The 26,508-nt window shown below is 72.9% G+C and carries 22 protein-coding genes, 2 tRNA genes and 3 pseudogenes; 19 read left to right on the top strand and 8 right to left on the bottom strand.

Annotated elements, in window-relative coordinates; all coding sequences use genetic code 11:
* The first annotated feature begins 441 nt into the window (after window positions 1–441).
* The 8 genes from ACFRAV_RS22500 (at window position 442) to ACFRAV_RS22465 (ending at window position 8,277) form a co-directional block, all read left to right on the top strand.
* Window positions 442–3,126: an ATP-binding protein gene (locus tag ACFRAV_RS22500; RefSeq protein ID WP_382558052.1), complete on the top strand. Its 2,685-nt coding sequence runs from the start codon at window positions 442–444 to the stop codon at window positions 3,124–3,126.
* A 91-nt stretch (window positions 3,127–3,217) separates the two neighbouring features.
* On the top strand, window positions 3,218–3,706 hold the full coding sequence (locus tag ACFRAV_RS22495) for a roadblock/LC7 domain-containing protein (protein WP_382558051.1): 489 nt from the start codon (window positions 3,218–3,220) through the stop codon (window positions 3,704–3,706).
* A complete protein-coding gene (locus ACFRAV_RS22490) occupies window positions 3,703–4,080 on the top strand; it encodes a DUF742 domain-containing protein (RefSeq protein WP_382558050.1) in 378 nt (125 codons plus the stop codon). Before ACFRAV_RS22495 ends, ACFRAV_RS22490 begins: the two co-directional genes overlap by 4 nt.
* Window positions 4,081–4,272: 192 nt before the next feature.
* A complete protein-coding gene (gene tdh / locus ACFRAV_RS22485) occupies window positions 4,273–5,301 on the top strand; it encodes an L-threonine 3-dehydrogenase (protein ID WP_382558049.1) in 1,029 nt (342 codons plus the stop codon).
* 57 nt (window positions 5,302–5,358) lie between these two features.
* Window positions 5,359–6,552: a glycine C-acetyltransferase gene (locus ACFRAV_RS22480; RefSeq protein ID WP_382558048.1), complete on the top strand. Its 1,194-nt coding sequence runs from the start codon at window positions 5,359–5,361 to the stop codon at window positions 6,550–6,552.
* Window positions 6,553–6,627: 75 nt separating this feature from the next.
* Complete coding sequence (locus ACFRAV_RS22475; RefSeq protein WP_351115123.1) at window positions 6,628–7,536, top strand: LysR family transcriptional regulator; 909 nt, start codon at window positions 6,628–6,630, stop codon at window positions 7,534–7,536.
* Between the two features lie 62 nt (window positions 7,537–7,598).
* Entirely contained in the window at window positions 7,599–7,958 is a 360-nt protein-coding gene (locus tag ACFRAV_RS22470) for an MmcQ/YjbR family DNA-binding protein (protein ID WP_382558047.1), read from the top strand.
* Between the two features lie 245 nt (window positions 7,959–8,203).
* Window positions 8,204–8,277 (top strand) — tRNA-Pro (locus tag ACFRAV_RS22465).
* A 212-nt stretch (window positions 8,278–8,489) separates the two neighbouring features.
* Here the strand turns inward: ACFRAV_RS22465 and ACFRAV_RS22460 are convergent.
* Window positions 8,490–9,017, bottom strand: coding sequence for an NUDIX hydrolase family protein (locus ACFRAV_RS22460; protein ID WP_382558056.1), 528 nt, complete (start codon window positions 9,015–9,017; stop codon window positions 8,490–8,492).
* 186 nt (window positions 9,018–9,203) lie between these two features.
* Between ACFRAV_RS22460 and ACFRAV_RS22455 the strand changes: the two genes are divergently transcribed.
* The 5 genes from ACFRAV_RS22455 (at window position 9,204) to lhgO (ending at window position 15,015) form a co-directional block, all read left to right on the top strand.
* The gene (locus ACFRAV_RS22455; RefSeq protein WP_382558046.1) at window positions 9,204–9,854 is read left to right on the top strand and encodes a GntR family transcriptional regulator; all 651 of its coding nucleotides are present in this window, start codon (window positions 9,204–9,206) and stop codon (window positions 9,852–9,854) included.
* A gap of 49 nt (window positions 9,855–9,903) precedes the next feature.
* Window positions 9,904–11,001: a 4-oxalomesaconate tautomerase gene (locus ACFRAV_RS22450; protein WP_382558045.1), complete on the top strand. Its 1,098-nt coding sequence runs from the start codon at window positions 9,904–9,906 to the stop codon at window positions 10,999–11,001.
* Window positions 11,002–11,012: 11 nt separating this feature from the next.
* Entirely contained in the window at window positions 11,013–11,963 is a 951-nt protein-coding gene (locus ACFRAV_RS22445; protein ID WP_382558044.1) for a catechol 2,3-dioxygenase, read from the top strand.
* A gap of 223 nt (window positions 11,964–12,186) precedes the next feature.
* Window positions 12,187–13,536, top strand: a complete 1,350-nt coding sequence (locus ACFRAV_RS22440; protein ID WP_382558043.1) for an MFS transporter — start codon at window positions 12,187–12,189, stop codon at window positions 13,534–13,536.
* A gap of 264 nt (window positions 13,537–13,800) precedes the next feature.
* Window positions 13,801–15,015 (top strand): L-2-hydroxyglutarate oxidase, encoded by a 1,215-nt coding sequence (gene lhgO, locus ACFRAV_RS22435; protein WP_382558042.1) that lies wholly within the window; start codon window positions 13,801–13,803, stop codon window positions 15,013–15,015.
* 582 nt (window positions 15,016–15,597) lie between these two features.
* Here lhgO and ACFRAV_RS22430 read toward each other — a convergent pair.
* Complete coding sequence (locus tag ACFRAV_RS22430) at window positions 15,598–16,587, bottom strand: ABC transporter substrate-binding protein (protein WP_382558041.1); 990 nt, start codon at window positions 16,585–16,587, stop codon at window positions 15,598–15,600.
* Between the two features lie 152 nt (window positions 16,588–16,739).
* On the opposite strand from ACFRAV_RS22430, the gene ACFRAV_RS22425 reads away from it, so the two are divergent.
* The gene (locus tag ACFRAV_RS22425; RefSeq protein WP_382558040.1) at window positions 16,740–17,513 is read left to right on the top strand and encodes a sulfite exporter TauE/SafE family protein; all 774 of its coding nucleotides are present in this window, start codon (window positions 16,740–16,742) and stop codon (window positions 17,511–17,513) included.
* Between the two features lie 9 nt (window positions 17,514–17,522).
* On the opposite strand, the gene ACFRAV_RS22420 is transcribed toward ACFRAV_RS22425, so the two are convergent.
* A complete protein-coding gene (locus ACFRAV_RS22420) occupies window positions 17,523–18,044 on the bottom strand; it encodes a DUF309 domain-containing protein (RefSeq protein ID WP_382558039.1) in 522 nt (173 codons plus the stop codon).
* Between the two features lie 104 nt (window positions 18,045–18,148).
* On the opposite strand from ACFRAV_RS22420, the gene ACFRAV_RS22415 reads away from it, so the two are divergent.
* Window positions 18,149–18,222, top strand: a tRNA-Pro gene (locus ACFRAV_RS22415).
* Between the two features lie 99 nt (window positions 18,223–18,321).
* On the opposite strand, the pseudogene ACFRAV_RS22410 reads toward ACFRAV_RS22415, so the two are convergent.
* Window positions 18,322–19,076, bottom strand: a pseudogene (locus tag ACFRAV_RS22410) (tyrosine-type recombinase/integrase); the annotation flags it as partial.
* A gap of 1,162 nt (window positions 19,077–20,238) precedes the next feature.
* Window positions 20,239–21,795, bottom strand: coding sequence for an MFS transporter (locus ACFRAV_RS22405; RefSeq protein WP_382558038.1), 1,557 nt, complete (start codon window positions 21,793–21,795; stop codon window positions 20,239–20,241).
* 405 nt (window positions 21,796–22,200) lie between these two features.
* On the opposite strand from ACFRAV_RS22405, the gene ACFRAV_RS22400 reads away from it, so the two are divergent.
* Window positions 22,201–22,812: a TetR/AcrR family transcriptional regulator gene (locus tag ACFRAV_RS22400; protein WP_382558037.1), complete on the top strand. Its 612-nt coding sequence runs from the start codon at window positions 22,201–22,203 to the stop codon at window positions 22,810–22,812.
* Window positions 22,813–23,156: 344 nt separating this feature from the next.
* Here the strand turns inward: ACFRAV_RS22400 and ACFRAV_RS22395 are convergent.
* Window positions 23,157–23,792: pseudogene (locus ACFRAV_RS22395) on the bottom strand (helix-turn-helix domain-containing protein); the annotation flags it as partial.
* Between ACFRAV_RS22395 and ACFRAV_RS22390 the strand changes: the two are divergent.
* The 3 genes and pseudogenes from ACFRAV_RS22390 to ACFRAV_RS22380 form a co-directional block, all read left to right on the top strand.
* A pseudogene (locus ACFRAV_RS22390) lies at window positions 23,724–24,095 on the top strand (alpha/beta hydrolase); the annotation flags it as partial. The pseudogenes ACFRAV_RS22395 and ACFRAV_RS22390 overlap by 69 nt on opposite strands.
* 547 nt (window positions 24,096–24,642) lie before the next feature.
* Window positions 24,643–24,972, top strand: coding sequence for a helix-turn-helix domain-containing protein (locus tag ACFRAV_RS22385; protein ID WP_382558036.1), 330 nt, complete (start codon window positions 24,643–24,645; stop codon window positions 24,970–24,972).
* On the top strand, window positions 24,930–25,049 hold the full coding sequence (locus ACFRAV_RS22380) for a winged helix-turn-helix domain-containing protein (RefSeq protein ID WP_382558035.1): 120 nt from the start codon (window positions 24,930–24,932) through the stop codon (window positions 25,047–25,049). The genes ACFRAV_RS22385 and ACFRAV_RS22380 overlap by 43 nt, the downstream gene beginning before the upstream one ends.
* A 169-nt stretch (window positions 25,050–25,218) precedes the next feature.
* Here ACFRAV_RS22380 and ACFRAV_RS22375 read toward each other — a convergent pair whose 3' ends face one another.
* Window positions 25,219–25,401: a hypothetical protein gene (locus tag ACFRAV_RS22375; RefSeq protein ID WP_382558034.1), complete on the bottom strand. Its 183-nt coding sequence runs from the start codon at window positions 25,399–25,401 to the stop codon at window positions 25,219–25,221.
* Window positions 25,402–25,592: 191 nt separating this feature from the next.
* Window positions 25,593–26,291, bottom strand: coding sequence for an alpha/beta fold hydrolase (locus tag ACFRAV_RS22370; protein WP_382558055.1), 699 nt, complete (start codon window positions 26,289–26,291; stop codon window positions 25,593–25,595).
* Window positions 26,292–26,508: the final 217 nt, after the last annotated feature.

Here is a 26,508-nt window from a genome sequence, read left to right as displayed (position 1 = left end):
GGGGTCCCCTGTTTGCGTTGTCCGCGTTTCCTGGTGTGGGGGGCGCAGCCCCCGGCGGGTGGGGGGGGGGGGGCGGGGGGGGCCCCCCCCCGCCCCTTCGTGTGGCCGTCAGGCTCGCACGGGGACGGCGGTGAACACGTTGCGTGACGCCCTGGGGCGTGGGGCGACAGGGGCTACAGAGGCGCGGGTGTAGGTCAGGTGTGCGAACTGTCCTACGGGAGGGGGTTGTCGGGGTGCGGACTTGCCCAACTGCCCGACAGCACGCGCGATCACGTGACTACTGTGAGTGTCCGCCACGCGGGGGCGTGGGCGTCACCCGCACGAGCGCCCCCGGTCCCTGACGCACCGCTCAGCACGAGGACGTCGATGTCTCACCTTCGCGCACCGGCCGACCGCAGACCGTCGCAGCGACAGCAGCAACTTCCGCCCCTCGGCCCACAGTTGTCCCGAATCGCGGTGCTGCCGCCGGTGGCGGTGGCGCTCGGGGGCGGGGCGGCCGTGCTGTTCGTGCTCCTCACCGCCGGCGCCCCGGGCGGGCCCGCCCTGTGGGCCGTGCTCGCCGGGGCGCTGGCACTCGCGGTGATGGCGGTGGCCACCGCGGCGGTCGCCGCGCGCCGGGCCGCGCACTCGGTGACCGGCCGCGTCGAGGAGCTCCGCCGGCAGGTCGCCGAACAGGCGGAGGAACGGAGGGCGGCCGCCGGGGAGTCCACGGTCTCCGACCCTCCGGACGGGGCGGGGGCCCAGGCGTCCGCTCCGGCGCCGGGCGGTCCGGCCACCGACGCGTTCGGCAGGCTGGCCGAGGACCTCGAGCGAGCGCACCGCGAGACGTTGGAGGTCCTGTCCCGGCGCGCGGCGACGACGGACGGGACGACGGACGACGAGGCGCCGGCGGACGAGGGCGAGCGGGGCACGGGGGTCGAGCACCGCATCGAGGTGTTCGTGAACGTCGCCCGGCGGCTGCAGTCGCTGGCCCACCGGGAGATCGCGGTCCTGGACGAGCTGGAGCGGGAGATCGAGGACCCCGACCTGCTCAGGGGCCTCTTCCACGTCGACCACCTGGCCACCCGGGTCCGGCGGCACGCCGAGAACCTGGCCGTCCTGGGCGGCGCGGTCTCCCGTCGGCAGTGGAGCGAGCCGGTCGCCCTCGAGGAGGTGCTGCGCTCCGCCGTCGCGGAGGTCGAGCAGTACGCACGGGTGCGGGTCGTTCCGCCGGTGGAGGGCACGCTGCGGGGGCACGCCGTCGCGGACGTGATCCATCTGCTCGCCGAACTGGTCGAGAACGCGACGGTGTTCTCCCCGCCGCACACCCAGGTGGCGATCCGCGCCGACGCCGTCGCGGCCGGGCTGGCGGTGGAGGTGGAGGACCGCGGTCTCGGGATGCCCTCCGAGGAGCAGGAGCGGATGAACGCGCTGCTCGCCGACCCCGGCTCGGTCGATGTCGCGGGACTCCTGGCGGACGGGCGGATCGGGCTGTACGTGGTGTCCCAGCTGGCCCGCCGGCACGGCGTCCGGGTCCGCCTCGGCGGCAACATCTACGGCGGCGTGCAGGCGGTGCTGGTGCTGCCGCAGACGCTGCTGGGACCGCCGTCGGCGGAACTGCCCCCGGCCGCCGAGGACGCCCCGGCGGACCTGTCCACGGCGGGTGACCCGGCCGGCACGGGGGAGTGGCGGCTTCCCGGACACGCGGCGCGGCACGGGGGGCGGCCGGACTCCGCCGCCGACGCGGACGCACCCGGCGCCCCCGCGTGGCACGGGGCCCGGCCTGAGACCGTGAGCACCGGCCCGGTGCCCGTGGTGTCCGGCCGCGGCGAGTGCGGCCCGTTGCCTGTCGTCGAGCCGGAGCCCGGGCCCGGGCCCGCCGAGGCCGTGCTCTTCGCTCCCCGGCCCGCGCCCGCACCTGTTCTCTCGGTCGACCTGCCGCCGCGGGAGGAGACCCCGTGGGGTGGTGACTGTGCCCCGGGCGAGCGCCTCGCCCCGTCCGCTCCGGAGCGCGAGGCCGAGCTGGGTGCGCCCGGTGCGGATGCGGTCCGACCGACGCCCCCGGCGGACCAGCCGTGGGACCGTGAAGCGGAGGGAGCGGTCGGACCTGCGGCGTCCTCGAGCGGTGCGGACGCGCGGCGCCCGGACGCAGGACCGGACGGGCCGGTGACCATGCGGTACCCGTCGGCCGAGCAGTCGTTTCCCGCGGACGCGCCGTGGAGTCGGACCCCCGACCCGCTCGGGTCGGCCGAGCACGCCGCTCCGGTGGCGCCGGACCGCTTCGCCGAGGTGTCCGGGACGCCGCCGCACGGTATTGACCCGTGGCGCTCCGCGGGGGACGCCCCGGCGGACCGCCCCGGTGCCGCACCCATCGGCCCGCCGACGCCGCCCTACGAGGAGGTGGCGGAACACCTGGACCTGAGAGCGGCCTGGCCGGAGCCGGAGCCGTCACCGGAACGCGCGGCTGCCGTCGAGGCCCCCGTCGTGCAAGGGCCGAGCCGGAGCGACGTCGCCGGGCGGCCGGGAGAAGAGGACGCCTGGCCCGTGCCGGTCGAGGCGTCAGCCCCGCAGGCCCGGGGCGAGGACTCCGCGGCGCGGTCGGACCGGCCCGCCTCCGACGCCCTGCCCGAGGCGTGGTGGCAGGCGACGCGCGCACCGGAGGAGGCGACGCAACTGGTGCCGTCGCCGCGGCACGGCGAGCACGCCGCCCCGCGGGCCGGGTCCCGGGGGCCGTTGCCCGTGCGGGAGCGGGACGGACGGGCGACGCCCGCGGGCGCGCTGCCCGGGATGCGGCCCGCCGCGCCGCCCGGTACCCCCACCGCACCCGGAGCCCTGACGGCCCAGGAGCCTTCCGTCGCCGTCCCGCCCCCACTGCCCCGCCGCCGGGCGCAGTCGCACCTCGCCCCGCAACTGCGGTCCCGGCCGACTCCCCGCGCCGACGCGGAGGCCATCGAGGAGGAGGCCGGACACGACCCCCACCTGATGGCCGCCTTCCGGCGCGGGGTCGGTCTGGCCGAGGCGTACGACGCGGAGTTCCCCGGCCCGGACGCCGGCGCGGCCACAGGTCACAGCGCCGGGACCACCGCCACCACTGCCCTTGGCGCCTCCGGAGCGACCGACGGCCGGGACACCCCCACCGGCCTCTGAGCAGCCCTGCCCGCCCCGGATCACCCCAACCCGTTCCCCCAGCCTTCCCGGACCCCCACCCCCACCCCCACCCCCAAGGAGTCGACCCGCCATGGCCCCCGATACGCACACCACCGCTCACACCGCCCCCCGTCCCGACCGCCCCGCCGACCTCGACTGGCTGCTGGCCGGCCTGGTCCGGCGCGTGCCGCACACCAGGAGCGCCGTGCTCCTCTCCTGCGACGGACTGGTCCGCTCCGCGTACGGCCTGGACCAGGAGGGCGCCGACCACATGGCCGCCCTCGCCTCCGGCCTGCACTCCCTCGGCCGCAGCGCCGGACTCACCTTCGACGACGGCGGCGACGTCCGCCAGGTGGTCGTCGAGCTGACCTCCGCCCTGCTGTTCGTCACCACCGCCGGCTCCGGCACCTGCCTCGCGGTGACGGCCGACAGCGCCACCGACGCCGCCGTCCTGGGCTACGAGATGGCCATGCTCGTCAAGAGCGTGCGCCCCTACCTGGCGACGGCCCCCCGGCACGCCGCCGCCCGCCCGCCCGTACCGGAGGCGACCGCGCCCGAGCCCGCGGTGACCCGGCGTTGATCACGGCGGCGGCCGACGACGGGCCCTGGCTCGACGAGCAGGCAGGCCGGCTCGTGCGGCCCTACACGGTGAGCAACGGCCGCACCCGGCCCACCGCCGACCTCGACCTGCTGACCCACGTGAGCGCGACCGGCCACCCGGCGACCGGCCATCCCGGCCCCGAGCACGGCCGTGCCCTGAGAATCGCCCGCACCCCGGTGACCGTCGCCGAACTCGCCGCGCGGCTCGGGCTGCCGGTGGCCGTCGCCAAGGTCGTGGTCTCCGACCTCGTCGAGGCCGGACTGGTCCTCGCCGAGGCACCGTCCTTCCGGCACACCCCCGCGGACCCCGCCGTGCTACGGCACGTCCGCGACGAGCTACGGCGACGCCTCTGAAGGCGCGTCAGGCCGCCGCCGTGCGGACACCCGGGCGGCGTCTGAAGGAATCCTGAGGCCGAGGTTAAGAAAACCTCGATGGACCCGGACGCCTCCCGTGCGGCATGTTCTAGAGGTAACCCAACCTCTTCCCCGTGCCCGGGCTGCTTCGCCATGCCCGGGCACGGGAACGCACGCACAGGAGCCGCATCGGTGAAGGCGCTGGTCAAGGAGAAGGCGGAGCCGGGTCTGTGGCTCACGGACGTCCCGGAGCCCACGATCGGCCCCGGCGACGTGCTGATCAAGGTGCTGCGCACCGGCATCTGCGGCACCGACCTGCACATCCGCGCCTGGGACGGCTGGGCCCAGCAGGCCATCACCACCCCGCTGGTCGTCGGACACGAGTTCGTCGGCGAGGTCGTCGAGACCGGCCGTGACGTCGCCGAGATCAAGCCCGGCGACCGGGTCAGCGGCGAGGGCCACCTGGTCTGCGGCCGCTGCCGCAACTGCCTGGCCGGACGCCGGCACCTGTGCCGCGCCACCGTCGGCCTCGGCGTCGGCCGCGACGGCGCCTTCGCCGAGTACGTCGCCCTGCCCGCGACCAACGTCTGGGTGCACCGCGTCCCCGTCGACCTCGACGTCGCCGCGATCTTCGACCCGTTCGGCAACGCCGTGCACACGGCGCTGTCCTTCCCGCTGGTCAACGAGGACGTCCTGATCACGGGCGCCGGCCCGATCGGCCTGATGGCCGCCGCCGTCGCCAAGCACGCCGGCGCGCGCAACGTCGTCGTCACCGACGTCAGCGACGAACGCCTCGACCTGGCCCGGAAGATCGGCGCCGACCTCGCCCTCAACGTGGCGCGGACGACGATCGCCGACGGCCAGCGCGAACTCGGCCTGCGCGAGGGCTTCGACATCGGCCTGGAGATGTCCGGCCAGGCCGCCGCGATGCGCGAGATGATCGCCAACATGACGCACGGCGGCAGGATCGCCATGCTCGGCCTGCCCTCCGAGGAGTTCCCGGTCGACTGGTCCCGGATCGTCACCTCCATGCTCACCGTCAAGGGCATCTACGGCCGCGAGATGTTCGAGACCTGGTACGCCATGTCCGTGCTCCTGGAGAACGGTCTCGACCTCTCCCCGGTGATCACCGGCCGCTACGACCACCGCGACTTCGAGGCGGCCTTCGCCGACGCCGCGGCCGGCAAGGGCGGCAAGGTCATCCTCGACTGGACCGTCTGACCCGCGGCCCCGGCCGTTCGCCGCCCCGCAACCACCCTCTGGAGCCTGGAGCCCAAGATGTTCGACTCCGTGCGCGACGACATCCGCGCCACCCTCGACGAGATCCGCGCCGCCGGCCTGCACAAGCCCGAGCGCGTCATCGGCACCCCGCAGTCCGCCAAGGTCGACGTCACCGCCGGCGGCCGCCCCGGCGAGGTGCTCAACTTCTGCGCCAACAACTACCTCGGCCTCGCCGACCACCCCGAGATCGTCGCCGCCGCCCACACGGCGCTCGACCGCTGGGGCTACGGCATGGCCTCCGTCCGCTTCATCTGCGGCACCCAGGAGGTGCACAAGGAGCTCGAGGCGCGCCTCTCCGCGTTCCTCGGCCAGGAGGACACCATCCTCTACTCCTCCTGCTTCGACGCCAACGGAGGCGTCTTCGAGACGCTGCTCGGGGCCGAGGACGCGGTGATCTCCGACGCCCTCAACCACGCGTCGATCATCGACGGCATCCGCCTCTCCAAGGCGCAGCGCTTCCGCTACGCCAACCGCGACATGGCCGATCTGGAGGCCCAGCTCAAGGCCGCCTCCGGGGCGCGCCGCAAGCTGATCGTCACCGACGGCGTCTTCTCCATGGACGGCTACCTCGCGCCGCTCGACGAGATCTGCGACCTCGCCGACCGGTACGACGCCATGGTGATGGTCGACGACTCCCACGCCGTGGGCTTCGTCGGGCCGGGCGGGCGGGGCACGCCCGAGCTCTTCGGCGTCATGGACCGCGTCGACGTCCTCACCGGCACCCTGGGCAAGGCGCTGGGCGGCGCCTCCGGCGGCTACGTCGCCGCGCGGGCCGAGATCGTCGCCCTGCTGCGGCAGCGGTCCCGCCCCTACCTGTTCTCCAACACCCTCGCCCCGGTGATCGCGGCCGCCTCGCTGAAGGTCCTGGACCTGCTGGAGTCCGCGGGCGAGCTGCGCACCCGCCTGGCGGAGAACACCGAGCTGTTCCGCCGCCGGATGACCGAGGAGGGCTTCGACGTCCTCGCCGGCGAGCACGCGATCGCGCCGGTGATGTTCGGGGACGCCTCGGTCGCCGGCCGGATGGCGGAGCTGCTGCTGGAGCGCGGCGTCTACGTGATCGGCTTCTCCTACCCGGTCGTCCCGCAGGGGCAGGCCCGCATCCGGGTGCAGCTGTCGGCGGCCCATTCCACCGAGGACGTGGAGACCGCGATCGCCGCGTTCGTCTCGGCCCGCGCCGAACTGGAGGGCTGACCGCCCCGGGGCGGACGTGTGCCCGGTGCCGGGCACGGTGCCGGGACACCCGCCGTGAGCTGAGACAATGGCAGCGTGATCGAAGCGCGGCGGCTGCACATCCTGCGGGCGGTGGCGGACCACCGGACGGTGACCGCGGCCGCGGCCGCGCTCTACCTCACCCCCTCCGCGGTCTCCCAGCAGCTCACCGCGCTCGAGCAGGAGACCGGGCACCGTCTGGTGGAGCGCGGCGCGCGCGGGGTGCGGCTCACCCCGGCGGGGGAGATCCTGCTCGGGCACACCAACGCGGTGCTCGCGCAGCTGGAGCGGGCCGAGGCCGAGTTGGCCGCCTACGGCTCCGGGGAGGCCGGCACCGTCACCGTCGCCGCCTTCGCCACCGGCATCGGCCTGGTCGTCGCGCCCGCGCTGACCGCCCTGGCCCGCAGCCGCCCCGGCATCCGGGTGCGGGTGCGGGACGCCGAGGGCGACGCCAGTCTGCCGATGGTCCTCGACCGGCAGGTGGACGTGGCGGTCGCCGTCGAGTACCGCGGAGCCCCGGCGGCCGGTGACGCCCGCCTCACCCATGTGCCGCTGTACGCCGAGCCGTTCGACGCGGTCGTGCCGACCGCCCACCGTCTCGCCGAGGCGGACCGGGTCCCGCTGGCCGACCTCGCCAAGGACCCCTGGATCGGCCCCTACCCGGGCAACCCGTGCCACGACGTGGTGGTCCTGGCCTGCGAGAGCGCCGGCTTCCAGCCGGACTTCGACCACTCCTCCGACGACTTCAGGGCCGTCGTCGCCCTCGCCTCCGCCGGCGCGGGAGTGGCCCTGGTGCCCCGCTCCGCCCTGCGCGGCACGGACCTGACCGGCGTGGCGGTGCGCCCGGTGGAGGGCGTGGCTCCCACCCGCCGGGTCTTCGCCGCCGTGCGCCGCGGCTCCGAGGCCCACCCGCTGATCAGCCCCGTCCTGGACGCGCTGGGCGAGGCGGCGCGCGGAGACTGGTGAGCGCGGGGCCGCCGACGCGCCGCCCGCCCGCCGTTGTCGGTGCCCGCCGCTACCCTGCGGGCATGCCGGACGCGCACGACGTACGCCGAATCGCCCTGTCCCTGCCGGACACCACCGAGAAGACGGCCTGGAGCATGCCCACCTTCCGGGTCGCGGGGAAGATGTTCGCCACCCTGCCGGAGGACGAGTCCTCCTGCGCGGTGCGCTGCCCCAAGGAGGAGCGGGACGAACTGGTCCTGGCCGAACCCGGGAAGTTCTGGATCGCCGACCACGAGAGCGCCTTCGCCTGGATCCGGGTCCGGCTCGCCGCGCTGGAGGACGAGGGCGAACTCCGCGACATCCTCGCCGACTCCTGGCGCCAGGCCGCCCCCACCGCCCTGCGCGACTCCCACCCGGAACTCGGAGTACCCGCAGGGGAATGAACCCGCCCTGCTCGCCGTCCCGGCCGTCCGCAACCTGCCGTGCGCCGACCGCCCCGCCGTACGCGGCGGCCCGGCCGCCCCGGTGCCGGAGACGGCGCCCCCGGCCCGCCCCGGGAGCTCCGGCGGGCAGCCCCGGGCGCCCCCGCCCAGGGACGCGTGGGGAAACCCGCGCGCGACCACCGTCCGGAGTACGGTATGGTTGCCATGCACGTTCGGCCGGGGGAAACCCCAGGTCAGACGGCAAACGGGACGTGGCGCAGCTTGGTAGCGCACTTGACTGGGGGTCAAGGGGTCGCAGGTTCAAATCCTGTCGTCCCGACTCGAAGGAGTCGTTGATCAGGGGCCGGTACCGGAGCAATCCGGTACCGGCCCCTGATCGTCGTGCGGGCACGGACGACCGTCCTCCCGACCCACGCCCTCACCCCGACTCGCTCCCCTCCTCGGGCGCCCGCCCACCCCGGTCGGGGAGGACGGGCGCGATGCGGCGGGCGGGTGCACGGCCGCCACGGGCGGAGAACGAGGACGACCAGGTCAGCTGACGCAGCCGATGTGGGCCATGGCCTGCTTGAGCAGCACACCGTGGCCGCCGGGCATCTCGTTCTGGACCAGCGGGGAGGCGGCCTCCTGCGGGCTGAACCAGACCAGGTCCAGCGCGTCCTGCCGGGGTCTGCAGTCGCCGGCCACCGGAACGATGTAGGCGAGCGAGACCGCGTGCTGCCGCGGGTCGTGGAACGGCGTGACGCCCAGCGTGGGGAAGTACTCGGCGACGGTGAACGGCTGCAGCGAGGCCGGCACGCGGGGGAGCGCCACCGGGCCGAGGTCCTTCTCCAGATGACGCAGCAAGGCGTCCCGGACCCGTTCGTGGTGGAGGACGCGGCCGGAGACGAGGGAGCGGGTCACCGCCCCGTCCGGGCCGATCCGCAGCAGCAGTCCGACGCCGGTGACCTCACCGTTGTCGTCGACGCGCACGGGCACGGCCTCGACGTACAGGATCGGCATCCGGGCGCGGGCGAGTTCGAGTTCGTCGGTGGTCAGCCAACCGGGCGTGGTTTCGGTCATGTCAGACACGCTGGCGATCATACTTTCCTTGGTCGGTCGGTGGGCATGGCGCAGCCGAGGACCCCCGCACGGGGGACGGACCGTGACCGGCGTCGTCCCGCCTTCCCCCGAGGGCGAGGTGGGAACAAAATTGTTGACAATGCTGTCGCGCGAGCCTTACGTTCGACAGGCACTCAGGGAGGGCAGATGGATCCGAGCGTTCGGCCGGGTACCGGGGAGCAGGCCAAGCAGCATGCGCTGAAGCTGCTGCGGGACGCGATCCTGCAGGGCGAGATGGCGCCGGCGCAGCGGCTGGTGGAGAACGAGCTCGCCGAGCAGTTCGGTGTCACCCGGGCGAGCATCCGGGCGGCCCTCATCGATCTGGCGGCCGAAGGACTGGTCGAGCGGATCCGCAACCGTGGTTCGCGGGTGCGGGTGGTGAGCGTCGAGGAGGCGGTCGCCATCACCGAGTGCCGCATGGTCCTGGAAGGACTGTGCGCGGCCAAGGCTGCCCTGGAGGCCACCGAGGAGCAGCTCGACCGGCTCCGCCGGCTGGGCGCCGCGATGTCCGAGGCGGTCGCGGCGGGCGAGTCGATGACCTACTCGCAGCTCAACCGCGAGCTGCACGCGCTCCTGCGGGAGTACTCCGGCCAGAGCGTCGCCGACGAACTGCTGGAGCGCCTCAACGCCCAGCTGGTGCGGCACCGCTTCCAGCTGGCGCTGCGGCCGGGGCGGCCGCAGCAGTCCCTGCCCGAGCACCTGGCCATCATCGACGCGGTGACGGCCAGGGACCCGAAGGCGGCCGACCAGGCCGTCCGCGCCCATCTGACGAGTGTGATCGCCGCCCTGCGGGAGTGATCGGCACCCGGGGACGGGCGTGCGGAACCTGTCCCCAGGAGGCTGGACCATGACCCGCCGGTACGACGAGGTGCGCTGCATGCTGATGCGCGGCGGCACCTCCAAGGGCGCCTACTTCCTCGCCGAGGATCTCCCCGCCGACCCCGCCCAGCGGGACGTGCTGCTGCTGCGCGTCATGGGCAGCCCGGACCCCCGGCAGATCGACGGACTCGGCGGCGGGCACCCGCTGACCAGCAAGGTCGCCGTGGTCTCGCCCTCCGCCGACCCGCGGGCGGACGTCGACTACCTGTTCCTGCAGGTCGGGGTGGACGCCGCCGAGGTCTCCGACCGCCAGAACTGCGGGAACATCCTGGCGGGCATCGGCCCCTTCGCCGTCGAACGCGGGCTGGTGCCGGCGCTCGACGGCGAGACCCCCGTCCGCATCCGCATGGTCAACAGCGGCGACCTGGCCATGGCCCTCGTGCCCACCCCCGGCGGCCGGGTCGCGTACGACGGGGACGCCGAGATATCCGGCGTGCCCGGCGCCGCCGCCCCCGTGGTCGTCGAGTTCCCGCCCGGCGGCGGCCCCCTGCTGCCCACCGGCCAGGTCCGCGACGTCGTCGCCGGCGTCCAGGTCACCTGCGTGGACAACGGGATGCCCACGGTGCTGATGGCCGCCGCGGACCTCGGGGTGAGCGGCTACGAGAGCCCCGCCGAGCTGGAGGCCGACCAGGAACTCGCCGCCCGGCTGCGCGGAATCCGGCTGGCGGCGGGCCGGTTGATGGGTCTCGGCGACGTCGAACACACCACCGTGCCCAAGATGACCCTGCTCGCGGCGCCCCGCTCGGAGACGGGCGCGGTCACCACTCGCACCTTCATCCCGGTGCGCTGCCACACCTCCATCGGCGTCCTCGGCGCCGCGGGCGTGGCCGCCGGCATCCGCCTGCGCGGATCCGTCGGCGAGGGCCTCGCCCGGCTTCCCGGACACGGCGACCGGGTGCGCATCGAGCACCCCACCGGCTTCTTCGATCTCGAGGCCGCCGTCGAGCAGGGCGCCGGCGACGCCCCGCCGGCCGCGCGCCGCACCGCGGTGATCCGCACCGCACGCAAGATCTTCGACGGCACGGTCTTCCCCCGTCCCGCCGCGACCACCGCACCTCACGCGTAAGGAGACGCACCATGACCCCGCCGCTGGGAGACATCGCCCACCTCGGGCACGTCGAACTGCTCACCCCCGACGTCGACAGCAGCGTCCGGTTCTTCACGGAGATCCTCGGCCTCACCGAGAACGGCCGCTCCGGAGACTCCGTCTACCTGCGCACCTTCGACGACTACGAACACCACAGCCTGGTGCTCACCGCCGCCGACAGGCCGGGCCTTCGCCGCACCTCGCTGCGCGCCTCCAGCGAGGAGGCGCTGCGGCGCCGGGTCGCCGCCAGTGAGGAGGCCGGCCTGGAGGGCCGCTGGGTCGAGGACGAGCCGGGCATCGGCCCGATGTACCTCACCACCGACCGGGACGACCACGAGCTCGCCCTCTACTACGAGACCGAGTGGTACCAGGCGCCGCCGGAGCTGCGGCCCGGTCTCAAGAACCAGCCGCAGGCCAAGCCGCGCCAGGGCGTGGGCGTGCGCCGCCTGGACCACGTCAACTTCCTCGCCCGCGACGTGGCCGCCAACGCCGACCACGTGCAGCACGTGCTCGGCGCGCGTCCGACCGAGCAGATCCAGCTGGACGACGGCACCATCGGCGCCAAGTGGCTGACGTTCACCAACAAGTCCTACGACCTCGTCTACACCTCGGACTGGACCGGCTCCCGGGGGCGGTTGCACCACATCGCCTTCGCCACGGACACCCGCGAGGACATCCTGCGGGCGGCCGACCTCTGTCTCGACAACGACGTCTTCATCGAGACCGGCCCGCACAAGCACGCGATCCAGCAGACGTTCTTCCTCTACGTCTACGAACCCGGCGGCAACCGGATCGAGCTCTGCAACCCGCTCACCCGCCTGGTGCTCGCCCCCGACTGGCCGCTGATCACCTGGACCGAGGCGGAGCGCTCCAAGGGCCAGGCATGGGGCCTGAAGACCATCGAGTCCTTCCACACCCACGGAACTCCGCCGGTGGAGTGAGACCGGGGTTACAGACCGATCGGTCTGTCGCTGACACCGTCGTCATGTCGATTCTCGAGGAAGCGGCAGGGGGAGCGTCTCGACGCGCCCACCTGCCGTTTTCGCGTTCACCGGCCGTTGCTTTTTTGTCACCAAGATTGTCAACAGAACCGTTGACGAACAATGCGACCCCTCCCTACCGTCATGGGCACAGAGCCGCCGTGACGACAGGACAGTGACAACGATGTCTTCAACCTCTTCGCCCGCCCGCGCCCACCGGATGGCCTTCCTGGCCGTCTGTCTGTGCTGGCTGGTCGTCTTCTTCGACGGCCTCGACATGTTCATCTACGGCGCCGTGCTGCCCCACATGCTGGAGCACAAGGCGCTCGGCATCGACGGGGCGCTGGCCGGCGACCTCGGCAGCTACGCCACCTTCGGCATGCTGGTCGGCGCCCTGTGCTCCGGCACGGTGACCGACTGGATCGGCCGCAAGAAGGTCGTCCTCGCGAGCACCGCGCTGTTCTCGCTGGCCTCCGCGCTCTGCGCCGTCGCGCCCTCCGTCGGCGTCTTCGGCCTCGGCCGCTTCCTGGCCGGCGTCGGCCTCGGCGGACTGCTGCCCACCGCGCTCACCCTGGTGTCGGAGTACGCCCCCCGCGGCCGCCGGGCGCTGATGGTCGGCACCCTGATGACCGCCCACCAGGCGGGAGGCATCCTGGCCGGCTTCGTCGGCATGTGGACCGGCGGCGAGAACGGCTGGCGCACCGCGTTCTGGATCTGTGTCCTGCCCCTGGTCGTCGGCGTCCCGCTGGCCGCCAAGTACCTGCCCGAGTCCACCAGCTTCCTGATCGCCAAGGGGCGCGGCGAGGAGGCCCGCCGACTGGCCGCCCGCTACGACGTCGACCTCCCGGTCGCCAAGGCCGGCACGCCGGCCGACGGCAGCCGCTGGGCCGCGCTCGCCAGCCTCTTCAAGGGCGGCCTGTGGACCAGCACGCTGCTGTACTGGCTGGCCTCCTTCGGCGGCCTGGTCCTGGTCTACGGCGTCAGCAACTGGCTCCCCAGCATGATGCGCAGCGCCGGCTACGACCTCGGCCCCGCGCTCGCCTTCATGGTCGTCATCAACGTCGGCGGCATCGTCGGTCACCTGGCGGCCGGCAGGCTCTCCGACCGGTTCAGCGCCCCGCGCATCGTGACCCTGTGGTTCCTGATCACCGCGGTCACCGTCTTCCTGCTCGGCGTCCACATGCCGCTGGCGCTGACCTACGTGGTCGTCTTCCTGGCCGGCGCGTTCCTCTTCAGCGCCCAGTCGATGCTCTACGCCGCCGTCGCCGCCAACTCCGACGACGGCAACCGCGCCACCGCCATGGGCTGGACCACCGGCATGGGCCGCTTCGGCGCCGTCCTCGGCCCGTGGATCGGCGGCCAGCTCGCCGCGGCCCACAACGAGAGCCTGGGCTTCACGGTCTTCGCCGTGGCCGGTTTCGCCTCCATGGTCTTCATGCTGCTGAGCCAGGTCCCGGGCCTGCGTGCCCCGCGCAGGGCCGCGGACGACGCCGGCGACGACGCGAACACGGCCGGGCGGCCGGTCGCCGCCTGACCCGTACCGCCCTGGCGGTCCACGGTCCGCACCGCACCGCGTCCCGCGCCGCCCGTGCCCAGGTCCCCTTCGCGCCGTCGCGAGTCGCGCAGGACGGGACCGGGCACGGGCGGCGCGGCACCGCGGCGGTGCGGTGCGGGGTCCGCCGGACGGCTGCGGCGTCGCGCCGATCTTCCCCGGCGGCCCCGTGAGCGGGCAGGATCACCCCGGGCCACCGGACGTCCCACCGGGGCGTCGGACCGGGCCCCGCAGAAAGGAGAGCCGATGCCCGAGGAAACGATCGCCGTCGTCGGCGCCGGCATCGTCGGCCTCGCCACCGCCCGCGAGATCGCCGCACGGCGCCCCGGCGCCCAGGTCGTCGTCCTGGACAAGGAGCGGGGCGTCGCCGCCCACCAGACCGGCCACAACTCCGGCGTGGTGCACGCCGGGATCTACTACCGGCCCGGCAGCCTCAAGGCGACCCTCTGCGCCCGCGGCGTCGCCCTGCTGCGCGAGTACTGCCAGGACCGGGGCCTGCCCTACGAGGAGTGCGGCAAGCTCGTCGTGGCCGTCACCGCGGAGGAGGTCCCGCGTCTGGAGGCGCTGTACGCGAACGCCCTGGAGAACGGGGTGCCCGGGGTCCGCAAGGTCGCGGGGGAGGGCATCCGGGAGATCGAGCCGCACGCCGCGGGGCTCGCGGCCGTCCACTCCCCGCACACCGCGATCACCGACTACCCGGCCGTCGCGCGCTCCTTCGCCGCGGACGTCGAGGCGGCCGGCGGGGAGATCCGCCGGGGCTTCACCGTCGGACGGATCCGCCGGTCCGCCGACGGCGTCGAGGTCATCTCCCGGGACGGCAAGTCCCTGGTCCACGCGGACCGCCTGGTGATCTGCGCGGGCCTCCACAGCGACCGGGTGGCCCGGCTCGCGGGGGCCACGGCCGACCCGCGCATCGTCCCGTTCCGCGGCGAGTACATGTCGGTCCGGCCCGAGAAGGCCGGCATGGTGCGCGGCCTCGTCTATCCGGTGCCCGACCCCCGCTACCCGTTCCTCGGCGTCCACTTCACCCGGCGCGTCGACGGCACCGTGGAGGTCGGCCCGAACGCCGTCCTCGCCTTCTCCCGGGAGGGCTACCGCCTGAGCGACGTCGACCCGCGCGAGCTGGCCCGCGTCGCCGCCTTCCCCGGCGCGTGGCGGCTGGCCCGCCGGCACTGGCGCACCGGGGCCAGGGAACTGCGCGGCTCGCTCTCCGTGCGGGCCTACATGAAGGCCGCCGAGGCCTACGTCCCCGGCATCGGCCCGGCCGACGTGGTCCGCGCCGGGTCGGGCGTACGGGCGCAGGCCCTCGCCCGCGACGGGTCGCTGCTCGACGACTTCGTCGTCCAGCACCTCGGCCCCGTCACCGCCGTGCGCAACGCGCCCTCGCCCGCGGCCACCTCGTCCATGGCCATCGCCGAGCACATCGCCGACGCCGTACTCACCCGGACCCCCTCCGCCTGACCTCCCGGCCCGCCCGCGAGGAGCGTTTCCGCCTGGCCCGCGTGCCGCCCGCGGCCCGTAGGACCGGCCGACGGAACGTGGGAGCGCCCACGCGGCCGCACCGCGCGGGGCGCGCGACAGCGCGATGCTGCTGGGAGCTGGGAGCTGGGAGCTGGGAGCTGGAGGCGGGCAGTTGGCGCCGGGGTGCCTTGGGTTGCGGCGCTGGGCGGCGGGGGGCCGGTTGGCGGGGTTCCGCGCGATGGAAGCGGGGGTGGCGGGAGCCGCGGTGCCGTGCGACGGGGAGGCCGGCGGACCGGGTCTCGCGCCGGGCGCGGCTCCGGCGTGCTCGGGACCGGGGTCGTGGCAACACAGGCGGCCCGCGCGGCACCCCCGTGCGGCAGCGGCCCGCATCCCGGGTCAGCTGTGCGCCCGTCGGGACGCCCGCACAGCGGACTCCGTCCAGCACCGTGTGCGGGAGATGCCGGTCCGGGTCGCGGGCCGGGCGGGTTCATCTGGCGCGGATCCGGCGTGCTCGGACCTGAGTCGTGACGGCGGGGGCGGACCCGTACGGCACCCCCGTGCGGCAGCGGTCCGCCGTACGGGTCAGCCCGCCGGGACGACCGCGCGGCGGACGTCACCCAGCACCGTGCGGGCCGCGATGGGGCCGCCCGGGGCCTCCCAGGCCGAGCCGTCGACCACGGCCACGCGGTGCTCCTCGTCCGCCTCCGCGAGACGCGCCAGGCCGGGCCGGGAACGCGCCGACGCGAAGGTCTCCACCGCCTCCCCGCGCCCGGCTCCGCGCACGCCGAAGAAGACCCAGTCGCCGTCCGTGCCCTCGCCCGGAGCGCGGCGCAGACCCAACGAGCCCAGCGTGGAACGGACATGGTCGGCGGCCGCCGGCGGCGTGAGCTCGCCGTCCGCCCACCTCACCACGCCCACCGACCGCCGGGTGCCGGCCAGACGGGGCCTCACCGCCCGCGTCGCCTCGGCGAGTTCGGCGCCGTACTGGCCCAGCACCTGCCGTCCGGCCGCCGCCAGGTTCAGGGCGTGCGCCGTGGCCGTGAAGGCACGCTTCCAGTCGTCCTCGCCGGTGGAGGTCACCACCGTCGGCGCCACGGCCTGCAGCGCCTCCAGTTCGTCGACCGCGCGGGTGGACTCGTCGAGCAGGATCAGGTCCGGCTCCAATGCCTCCAGCCGCTTCACCCCGACCCGGCCGTCCCGCGCCACCACCCGGGCGGGCACCGCCCGGTCGGCCAGGTAGGACGGCGGCCGGTCGCCGTCCGCCGAGAACACCGCCGTGCCGTACGGCTCGACACCCAGGGCCAGGGCTGCGTCCAGGGTCGCGCGGCTCAGCGTCACCACCCGCCGCGGGCCCAGCGGCACCTCCACCGTCCGCCCCCGCGCGTCCACGATCCGGCGCGTGCCCACCGGGCCCGCCGTCTCGGCGTCCTCCGCCCCGTCCGCGGGACCGAGGTCCTCGCCGGTGCACCCCGTGAGCAGCAGGGCTCCCGAGACGGCGACGGCCACGGAGACGAGGACGGCCCGGCGAACGGCCCGGCTCCCGGGCCGGGTACGGATCGGCGGCATCGGCATGCAGACGCTCCTTGCGAGGTGTGTGATCGGCACGGTACCGGCAGTGAGGCGTCCGTTTCGAGGCGGGCGCGTCCCGGACGCCGCCCGGGGCGCCGGTCACGGGCCGAACGCGGTGTCCCACGGAGATCGATTCGCCTAGCATCGACCTCCGCATGGACACGATGACACTCTGGAACATCACTCCCTGGGGTTTCGCCGCGCTCGCCGCCGCGGCCTTCCTCGTCGGCTTCTCCAAGACCTCCGTCAGCGGCGCCAACACGGTGAGTCTGGCCGTCTTCGCGGCCGTCCTCCCCGCCCGGGACTCCGTCGGCATCCTGCTCCCGGTGCTGATCGCCGGCGACGTGCTCGCCGTGCTGGCCTACCGGCGGCACGCCCACTGGCCGACCCTGTGGAAACTCTTCCCCGCGGTCGCGGTGGGCGTCGTCCTCGGCACGTTCTTCCTGATGTGGGCCGACGACGGGGCGGTGCGCGTCTCCATCGCCGTCACCCTGCTGGTGATGACCGGCATCACCGTGTGGCGGACCCGCAGCAGCCGCCCCGACGACGCACCCGACGCGGTGGTCACCCGCGCCGGGCGGATCAAGGCCCGCTCCTACGGCGTGCTGGGCGGCTTCACGACCATGGTCGCCAACGCCGGCGGCCCGGTGATGTCCATGTACCTGCTGTCCTCCGGCTTCAGGAAAATGGGCTTCCTGGGCACCTCGTCGTTCTTCTTCCTGATCGTCAACGTCGGCAAGGTGCCGTTCAGCGTCGGGCTCGGCCTCATCGACACCCGGGCGCTGCTGCTGGACGCCGCCCTGGTGCCGTTCGTGCTTCCCGGTTCCCTGCTCGGCAGGTGGGCGGTCACCCGGATCAACCAGCGGCTGTTCGAGCAACTCGTGATCGGGGCGACCGTGTTGGGGGCGGTGCAACTGCTACTGCGCTGACGCCGCCGCTCACCGGGCGCCGGGCCGCCCGCCCCGCAGCCGCGGGGCGCGGGCGCACGGGTCCAGCGGGTCGCGAGCCGTCTCGACGTCGTCCGCCAGCGCCCTCGCCCACGCCACCACCGACGTCAGGTCCATGCCGTGGACCGCGTCCCGCCCGGCGGCGCGACACCAGGCCTCCACATGACCGGCCCCCCGCCGCAGCAGCCGCGCCCCGCCCGTGAGGTTGCCGCGCGCCGCGTGGGTGAGGCCCACCGCCGTCTGGGCCAGCCCGCGCCACAGGTCGCGTTCCTGCTCCGGGCCCGCCTTCCAGGCGTCCTCGAACACCTCGTGCGCGTGGAACGGCCGCCCGGCGTCCAGCAGCGCCTGCGCCTCGGCCACCGTCTCCGCGGGGGTGCGCACGACGCCCTCCGGCTGGCGGTCGACCCCCTCCGCCCCGTACGGCAGCGGCCGGCCGAGGCCGTCCCGCGGCCGCGCGTTGCGCGCCCGTCCCTCGTCGTCCCGGTCCCTCGGTCCCCGCGAAGAGCTGCTCATCGGCCCATTGTCCCGCGCGGCCTCCCCGCCCCCTTCGAGCAGGCCCCCGACGTGCGCTAAAGTACTCCTGAACGTGATCGCGCGGCCCGCCGCGGGAGAGCGATCGGGACGTGGCGCAGCTTGGTAGCGCACTTGACTGGGGGTCAAGGGGTCGCAGGTTCAAATCCTGTCGTCCCGACTGGAGACAGTCGCAGGTCAGGGCCGGTTTCGGAGACATTCGAGACCGGCCCTTGATCATTCCTGGGGACCAGTTGGGGACCGGGTCCCTTGACCGGGGTCAGCGGGTCACGACGATCGGGCTCGGCAGCGAGCGTGGGGCGCGGAGCACGCTGAGGTGTGCGGAGAGCGCCGCCCCGGCGGCGGTGATCTTGTGCACGTCCGGGTGCAGGTAGCGCTGTGTGGTGATCAGCGATCCGTGGCCGGCGATCCTGCGGAGGACGTGCACGGGTACTCCGGCGTCGGCGAATCAGGTGAGTCCGGTGTGCCGGAGGTCGTGGCGGCGCAGGTGCTCGTAGCCGAGCCTGGTGACGACCTTGTCCCAGTGCGTGGCGTCGCGCAGGACGGTGGTGGAGATGCGTCCGCCGCGCGGTCCGGTGAACAGGCGGGCGTCAGGATCGGGGCCGGCGGAGAGGATGCGCTGGGCGACGAGGGGGCGGATCTCCTCGATGATGGGGACCTTGCGGGCCCGCTTGCCCTTCGTGCCCTTGTCCGTGAGCCCTCCGGGTGCGGGCGTGGTCTGGCGTCGTACGGTCCAGATCCACTCGGTGGTGTCGATGTCTCCGACGCGGCAGCCCGAGACCTCGCCGATGCGTGCGGCGGTGCACGCGGCGAAGACGACCACATCTCCCCAGCCCCGGTACTGGTCGTGGGACGCGGCCACGAGTGCGTCGGCCAACGTGACGACGGTCTCCCAGCCCGGGCAGAGCCGGCGCGCGTGGGTCGAGGAGTTCGTCCTCCGTCTGTTTGTAGAGCTTCTGCCGGCCCGTCACCCGGGCCGGGTTGACCCTTGACGATGCCGTCACGGACTGCTCGGCGGCCTTCGTCGGCCGGACGGCGGACGTGCGCCGGTCGACCAGCGTGGCCATCGCGCCCGCGTCACGCGCGGTCCGCCACTCGATGATGTGGGAGTGGTAGAGCCTCTCCCGGCGCAGGATCGCACCCTTCTCCCCGTTCGGGGCGGCGTCGCACTCCGCGACGATCCGCAGCTTGTACTCCGCGGTGAACGACCGCCGCTTCGGACGCGGCGCCGAATCCGGCTCCGCGGTGCCGGGTGTGTTCTTGCTGGTCATACCGGGTAGTGCTCCCTGTCTCGCCCGTCCAGGCCAAACCGGAACCCTGGGTGCCTCAGCCAAGGCTGTCAAGGAGGGAGGACGGCCCGCTCAGTGTGGATGACCTTGCGGCACGCAGCGGAGCCCTGCCACAGCCGCTGAGCCGGCTCATCCGGACGCTCACCATGCGCGGCCTGTTCCGCACGGACGGGGAGCTCGTCGAGGTGGCCCAGGAGGCTGAGGATCTCGACGGGGTTGTCGTCGGCGTTGCCGAACCAGCGGCGGTGCGCGTGCCGAATTCGGTTGCTTCACCGGGTCCCGTGACCAGCTCGGTGTCGCCCAGGACCAGGCGCTCAACCGGCTGTCCGCCCGCGCGCCGAGGGCCTTCGAGGCGCCGGAGGGAGAGCGTCCGAAGACCGCAGGTCCCAGAGCCGGGCCCGCCCCGCACCTGCAACCTCGCCGGCAGCCGGCGGTGGGCCTCCTGGAGGTCGGCCTCCTTGACCGGCTGCGGGACGACCTCCGCGCGCCGGGCGCCGAACCGGTACCCGGGTCCTGCGAGGGGCAGCTCGGCCGGTTCCTTCAACTTCCTTCAACTGCTGCTTCGCCAGCTCGCGTTCGAGCCGTGCCTGCTGCCGCGGCCGGCAGCCGGCAGACCACCACCCGGGTCGGCGGTTTCGGCAGCAGCTGCTGGACGGCCCCGCACTCGGCGAGGACCTCATCGGCTGTCTCGAACGGTATGGATCTGCGTCAACTCACCCAGATGACCGGGCGCGAAGACTCCTTCGGCCACCGCTGTCCCGCCGGGCGGCCGTTCGATACACCCGTCTCCCCTTGCAGCCCACGGAAACGGCCTGACTTCATGGCCTTGCCCGAAAGGGGCGCGGGGTGTCAGCCCTGCGCCCCTTCCGGGGTCCTGGAGGCGCCGGTCAGTCGGCGATGACCGGTACGTGCGGGTCGTCCGAAGCTCCCGTGCCGGCCTCCTCCGTGGAGCTGGGCGCGTCCGGAGCGCCCGCACCCGGGCGACCGATGGTGATGAAGACGAACGCGATCACCGAGGCGGCGGCGAGAATCCCGAAGGCTGCCCAGAACCCGTTGACGTACCCGTGCACGAGGCCCTGCGACTGAAGCAGCTGCCCATCCGACCCGCTGGCCGCGGCGTGCGCCGCGAGGTACGACGTGGTCGCGGTGGCCGCGATCGTGTTCAGCAGTGCCGTGCCGATCGCGCCGCCGAGTTGCTGGGACACGTTCGCCATCGCCGAGGCGACACCCGCGTCCTGCGCCTCCACACCGTGCGTGGCCAGCACGATGGCCGGCGTGAACGCCATACCTATGCCCACGCCGACCAGCGCGCTCCCCGGGAGCAGGAGCCCCGCGTACGAGGACTCGTTGGTCATCTGCGTGAGCAGCAGCATGCCGATCGCGGCGAGCAGGAAGCCGGGACCCAGCAGCAGCCGCGGTGCGACGCGGGGCATCAGCCGGGCGCCGATCTGGGTGGATCCCACGATGATGCCAAGGATCGCGGGCAGGAACGCGAAGCCCGTCTTGACCGGCGAGTAGCCCCTCACGATCTGGAGGTAGAAGGTCAGGAAGAGGAAGAGGCCGAACAACCCGATGACCGCAAGACCCAGGGAGAGGAAGACACCACCGCGGTTGCGGTCGGTGACCACACGCAGCGGCAGCAGCGGCGCCTTCACCTTCGCCTCGGTGACGACGAACGCCACGAGCAGCACGACCGACGCGACGAACAGGCCGATCGTCGTGGCGTCGGACCATCCGCTGGACTCGGCGTGCGCGAAGCCGTACACCAGGGACACCAGACCGAGGGTGGCCAGCACCACGCCGGGGATGTCCAGCGGGGAGTGGTTGCGCCCTCCCGCCGGCTCACGGATCACCAGGATCGCGCCCAGCCCGGCCACGATGGCGAACGGGACGTTCACGAAGAAGGTGTAGCGCCAGTTCAGGTACTCGGTGAGGAACCCGCCGAGGATCAGGCCCACGGCACCGCCGCCGCCGGTGATCGCACCGTAGATGCCGAACGCCTTGGCACGCTCCTTGCCGTCGGTGAACATCACCGCGAGCAGGGAGAGCGCCGCGGGCGCGAGGAGTGCGCCGAACACGCCCTGGAGCGCGCGGGCGCCGAGCAACGTGGCCTCGTTCTGTGCGGCGCCGCCCACCGCCGAGGCCAGGGCGAAGCCGATGAGGCCGATGGTGAAGGCACGCTTGCGCCCCCACAGGTCGCCGACGCGCCCGCCGAACAGCAGCAGGCCGCCGAAGGCGAGCCCGTAGGCGGTGATCACCCACTGCCGGTTGCCGTCGGATATGCCCAGGTCGTGCTGCGCGGCCGGCAGCGCGATGTTCACGATCGTCGCGTCGAGGGCGACCATGAGCTGGGCCAGGGAGATGAAGAAGAGTGCGCGCCAGCGGCGATTGTCAGAGCTCGCCTGCTGAGGGTCTCGTCCTTCGGAGAGGACGGTTTCGGACATGGAAGTACCCCATTTCGATAGGCCGCAAGATCGTGGCGGTGTGGGAAAAGCGAGGTTGGCTGAGGGTTGAGTGACGTGAGTGAGAGGTGCGACCGCTGCGTCGCGGACCTCAGCACTGACGCTGCCGATGGGACCGGACGGGCACGGCGCGCCGGGACCGTTCCGGTGGGAGACGCCAGGGCGCCGCGCTGCGCCGGGACGGAGGTGGGACACCGGCCAGGACCAGCCGGTTCTGTCAAGCCGGCCCGTGGAGACCGGCTTGGGTGCTGCCGGCCCGTGGGGACCGACGGCGATCGAGCTGCGAGCGCCACCCGCCTCCATAAGTGATGCACAGACGTGTCAGTTATGTCAAAAGCTGGTACTTGAGTGCTACTGTGTACTCTGAGGGGCGGAACGGGAGGTGCCATGACCGCGGACACGAAGCGCAAGCGCGTGCGGGCGGATGCCGAGCGAAGTTCGGCCCGGATCATCGAGGCGGCGGAACGGGTGCTGGCGGTCGACCAGAACGCGACGCTTGAGCAGATCGCCGACGAGGCGGGTCTCGCCCGCATCACCGTGCACCGACGGTTCGCCTCCCGGCAGGCATTGCTCGAGGCGTTGAACGAGCGGTTCAATGAGCGGTATCTGCTGGCATTGGAGGAGGCCCGAGTAGCGACCGCCCCGCCTCTGGTTGCTCTGCACCGCCTTACGGAGATCATCTTCGATTTCAAGCTCAGCCATCGCTCTGCGCTGGTGCGCTTCGCCGATCCGCAGACCGGTGGTGCGGTGCTCGCTCAGGGCGTGGTCGACGGTCTCGACCTGCTGTTCTCACGACTCCGGGCCGCCGACTCGATCACCGCTGCCGATCCGTCCTGGTGCCGTCAGGTGTATATGGCGCTACTGTGCGAGGTCGAACGGCTGCCTCCGCAGGCGCCGATCGAGGAAGGCGGTGCGGCGGATGTGGCAGTGAGGACGGACCTGTTGACCCGGACCGTTCTCGGTGCGCTCGGAGGAGACTGCGAAGCACTTCATCGGTAGCGGCGGGAGCGGAGCGGGGCACGGCCCGGACGAGCCGGGCCTGTCGCGCCGGGTTGATTCTGTCGGGGAACTGGACGATCCCGCGTTCCACCGCAGCGTGCGGCCTCGGGTCGGAGACGGGACCTGCTCACCGGAACGGGGGGGGCGAGAGCTGACACCTCGACAACTGCATGGTGGTCAGTTGGGCCCGAGTGCGCCCATTGATCAAGCGGGCACACCGGGAAACTCCGAGATCCCTGGGAGCCGCCGGAAAGTAAGACCCTGGCGAGCAAGCCGTCTGACCTGCGGAGTCAAGAGCCGGAATCCGCGAGTTGTTTTCCGGGGGTTCCCTGAAAGAGCCGAGCTCAGGGCAGGACACCGGCGGGGGTACGCACGGCCTGACGCAGGCGGGCGGCGTCCTGGCTGGGCGGCGCGCCGAACTGGCGGCGGTACTCCCGGCTGAACTGCGAGGGGTTGTCGTAGCCGACGCGGTGGCCGACTCCGGTGACGTCCTCGGGGTGGGTGGCGAGCAGCAGCCGGGCCTCCTGGAGCCGGATCTGCTTCTGGAACTGGATGGGGCTCATCGCGGTCACCGCGCGGAAGTTGCGGTAGAAGGCGGAGACGCCCATGCCGGACTGCCGCGCCACGTCCTCGACCCGGAAGGGCTGCGCGTAGTGCTCGCGGATCCAGCGCACGGCCCGCGAGATGTGGCTGAGGCTGCTGTCGGCCAGGCCGAGCTGGCGAACCGTCGCACCCTGCTCGCCGGTGATCAGACGCCACAGGATCTCGCGCTTGACCAACGGGGCCAGCACGGCCCGGTCGCCGGGCTCGTCGAGGAGGCGCAGTAGCCGGACCACCGCGTCCAGCAGCGCGGCCGGAGCGTCACTGACGGCGATCGCCGACGGCGCGCCCCCTCTGCTCCGGGGGGCGTCTCCGGGCCCGGCCTCGAGATGAACGGATTCGCATGGAACTCGGCCCTCGGCGACCTCACCGACGCCGAGGTGTCCGAGTACATCTCGCCGGCGCTGGCCGAGGACCTCTCGGGTCTGCCGACCACGTACATCGACACCGGCTCCACCGAAGTCTTCCGAGACGAGGACACCGCCTACGCCACCCGCATCTGGGCGGCCGGCGGCCAGGCCGAACTCCACGTCTGGGCAGGCGGCTTCCACGGATTCGACGCCCTCTACCCGCAGGCGCACGTCTCGGCCACAGCCCGCCGAACCCGCACCGACTGGCTCGCCCGGCTCCTCGAACCGCGCCGCACAGCGCCGCTGACTCCAACCGACGGTGATCGGCCATAGCTTTCACCGCTACGCGGTCAGACCCATTGCCGAGAATCGCCATCAACCTGCAGAACCAGGGCGTCGGAGCTCCTGAAATCAGATGACCGGTGCGTGGGTTCCCGGCTGCTCCCCTCCAGGAGACGTCGCGTTCCACGAGTCGGGTGTCCGGCGCGGACACCTCGACGTGCCTGCAGCCCCAGCCCCAGCCCGCGCGTGGACGGATGGCGTCCCGCCCGGTGGTGTAGCCGATCAAGTCTCCTGAATGCGCAGGTCACCGCCGCGTCGACTCGGTCGGGGGCCTACCCGTGGAGGTGACGGCAGGTCAGCCGGGCGGGACGCGGGAGCTGTGTGCCCGAGGCGTCGCGGGCAAGCGGTTCACCGGGACGTGTCGAGCAAGGTCGCCTACACCACGAGGCGGGTCACGACCCGTGGAGCACACCCGGCGGCCGTTCTTTTGTACTTCGTGACTCGACACCTCGGAGCGTGGATTCCGACTTCGGCGCGTCAGGGTGAACTGTCCGGATCTGCCTGACGGGCGTGTCGCGACGGCGTTATTTGATGGTGTGTGAGGTATGCGGACCGGGGCGGGCTGACCGCCGCGGGACGGGTGCGCCGGGAGTCAGTGCGGGTGCAGGCGACCGTGCTGCTCGAGCAGGGGGTCAAGCCGCCGGAGGTGGCCCGGCGTCTGCGGGTGAGCCCGAAGTCGGGTCACCAGTGGCACAAGTTGTGGCGCGAGGGCGGGGTCGAGGCGCTGGCATCGCGCGGCCCGGGCGGGTCGCGGTGCCGCTTGTCCCCGGGCTGCCTGGACAAGCTCGCCGTGTACCTGGACCGGGGCCGGCCGCGCACGGCTGGGTGGAGGACCAGGTATGGACCGCTTCCCGGGTGGCCACGCTGATCGGGCGGAAGTTCCACGTCTCGTACAGCGTCTCGGGCGCCACCAGGTTGATGCACCGGCTCGGTTTCAGCCCGTAGGTCCCCGCCCGGCGGGTGGCCGAGCGCGACGAGCAGGCCGTCACCGCGTGGAAAGAGGTGACCTGGGCGGAGGTAAAAGCGCCCGGGCGGCCTGCGGGGGATACATCTGCGTGGGCCGGGCCGAAGCCAGCCTGTAAGGCCGACAGGCCCGAACCATCGCCGGTCGGCCTCAGTCGTTGACGTACTTCGCCGCGTCCTTGGTTTCCGCAGCCTCCTCGGCGGTCAGACCACCGACGTTGGCGAGGAGCTCACCGAGCTCCTCGTGATCAATGGTGGCGTGGCCCTCCTTGTCCAGCCCCCGCGCCGAAGCCAGCATCTCGTCGTTAGCGGCGGCGGTCGTGTCGTCTGCCATGTGGTGCTCCTATCAGGATGATGCGGCGACCATCGCCGCTCCTGAAGCCTGAATACAGCCGTCGCGAGACGCCCGTCAGGCAGATCCGGACAGTTCACCCTGGCGCGCCGCAGTCAGTAACGGCCGCCCCCGCCGTCCTGGAAGAACCGCGGATCAGCAGGTCGCGTGACAAGCAAGGTTGAACGCCGAGCTCAGGCGAGCTCGAGCAGGAGATCGGTCAGTTCGACCGGCATGGTGATCATGCGATCGTGGCCGGTGGGCAGCTCCCACACTCGGGCAGGGGCTGAGTCGGGCTGCGCGGTTGGGCGACTCCGGCTGTCCTGCGGCGCGTCTCCCGTGCAGTGGATGTGCGTACGCAGGATGCCGGCGGTGAGGCCGTCGAGCCGGACGGGCTGTTGGAGACAGAGCACCGACTCGTCCGACAGGATCGTGCGCAGCCAGGCTCGGTCTGCGGGGTCTGTGACACCGAACAGCTCCTCGGGCTGCTCCGGAAGCGGTGGGAGCCGCCACGGCTCATCGGCTTCCGCGGCCTGGTCGATCAGCGACTGGGCCGCAGGGATGATGTCGACCGCGCTCTCGCCGTCATGGGGATCCATGGCGTCCAGGTGGGCTAAGTGACCTACCCGCTCGGGCAGTTCGGCCGCGACCGAGGAGATGACCAGACCTGCGTAGCTGTGCCCGACCAGTATCACGTCGGACAAGTCCTCATCGGTGATCAGCCGCACGATGTCGTCGACGTGCGTGTACAGCCCTACCTCCGGCCCGAGTAGGTGTGCGCGATCCCCGTGGCCGGTCAGCGACGGCGCGAGCACCCGGTGCCCCGCGCCGGTGATCAGCGGGGCCACACGTTCCCAGACCTTGCCACTGTGCCAGGCGCCGTGGATCAACAGTTAGGTGGACATTTTCTTCCTCTCGGCGGAAACCTCGGCGATCCGTTGGCCGGATCTCCCTGGTGCTCCGTCTGCGCACCCCGCGGAGCACGTGAACACCAGACCGACGCAACAGCGCACCGCTTGGCGCATCGTGGGCCTGTCCCGTTCGTGGTCGGCCAGTGGTGTGGTGCAGGCGGACGCTTCGGTGGTTGGTGAGGCAGGGGCGACGAAGACC

Origin of the sequence: Streptomyces sp. NPDC056600 (genome assembly GCF_042792855.1) — a bacterium.
Classification (GTDB): Bacteria; Actinomycetota; Actinomycetes; order Streptomycetales; family Streptomycetaceae; genus Streptomyces.
The sequence above is the reverse complement of the archived record's forward strand: the minus strand, read 5'-3'. Positions and strand labels throughout refer to the sequence as shown.

Bases quoted from the DNA above. Each gene is read 5' to 3' on its own strand.
- ACFRAV_RS22430 (WP_382558041.1), bottom strand. From the start codon at position 16,587: ATGCCGATGCCGCCGATCCGTACCCGGCCCGGGAGCCGGGCCGTTCGC.
- ACFRAV_RS22375 (WP_382558034.1), bottom strand. From the start codon at position 25,401: ATGGCAGACGACACGACCGCCGCCGCTAACGACGAGATGCTGGCTTCG.
- ACFRAV_RS22450 (WP_382558045.1), top strand. From the start codon at position 9,904: ATGACCCGCCGGTACGACGAGGTGCGCTGCATGCTGATGCGCGGCGGC.
- ACFRAV_RS22470 (WP_382558047.1), top strand. From the start codon at position 7,599: ATGCCGGACGCGCACGACGTACGCCGAATCGCCCTGTCCCTGCCGGAC.
- ACFRAV_RS22400 (WP_382558037.1), top strand. From the start codon at position 22,201: ATGACCGCGGACACGAAGCGCAAGCGCGTGCGGGCGGATGCCGAGCGA.
- ACFRAV_RS22440 (WP_382558043.1), top strand. From the start codon at position 12,187: ATGTCTTCAACCTCTTCGCCCGCCCGCGCCCACCGGATGGCCTTCCTG.
- ACFRAV_RS22405 (WP_382558038.1), bottom strand. From the start codon at position 21,795: ATGTCCGAAACCGTCCTCTCCGAAGGACGAGACCCTCAGCAGGCGAGC.
- ACFRAV_RS22445 (WP_382558044.1), top strand. From the start codon at position 11,013: ATGACCCCGCCGCTGGGAGACATCGCCCACCTCGGGCACGTCGAACTG.
- lhgO (WP_382558042.1), top strand. From the start codon at position 13,801: ATGCCCGAGGAAACGATCGCCGTCGTCGGCGCCGGCATCGTCGGCCTC.
- ACFRAV_RS22495 (WP_382558051.1), top strand. From the start codon at position 3,218: ATGGCCCCCGATACGCACACCACCGCTCACACCGCCCCCCGTCCCGAC.
- ACFRAV_RS22480 (WP_382558048.1), top strand. From the start codon at position 5,359: ATGTTCGACTCCGTGCGCGACGACATCCGCGCCACCCTCGACGAGATC.
- ACFRAV_RS22425 (WP_382558040.1), top strand. From the start codon at position 16,740: ATGGACACGATGACACTCTGGAACATCACTCCCTGGGGTTTCGCCGCG.
- ACFRAV_RS22460 (WP_382558056.1), bottom strand. From the start codon at position 9,017: ATGACCGAAACCACGCCCGGTTGGCTGACCACCGACGAACTCGAACTC.
- ACFRAV_RS22455 (WP_382558046.1), top strand. From the start codon at position 9,204: ATGGATCCGAGCGTTCGGCCGGGTACCGGGGAGCAGGCCAAGCAGCAT.
- ACFRAV_RS22420 (WP_382558039.1), bottom strand. From the start codon at position 18,044: ATGAGCAGCTCTTCGCGGGGACCGAGGGACCGGGACGACGAGGGACGG.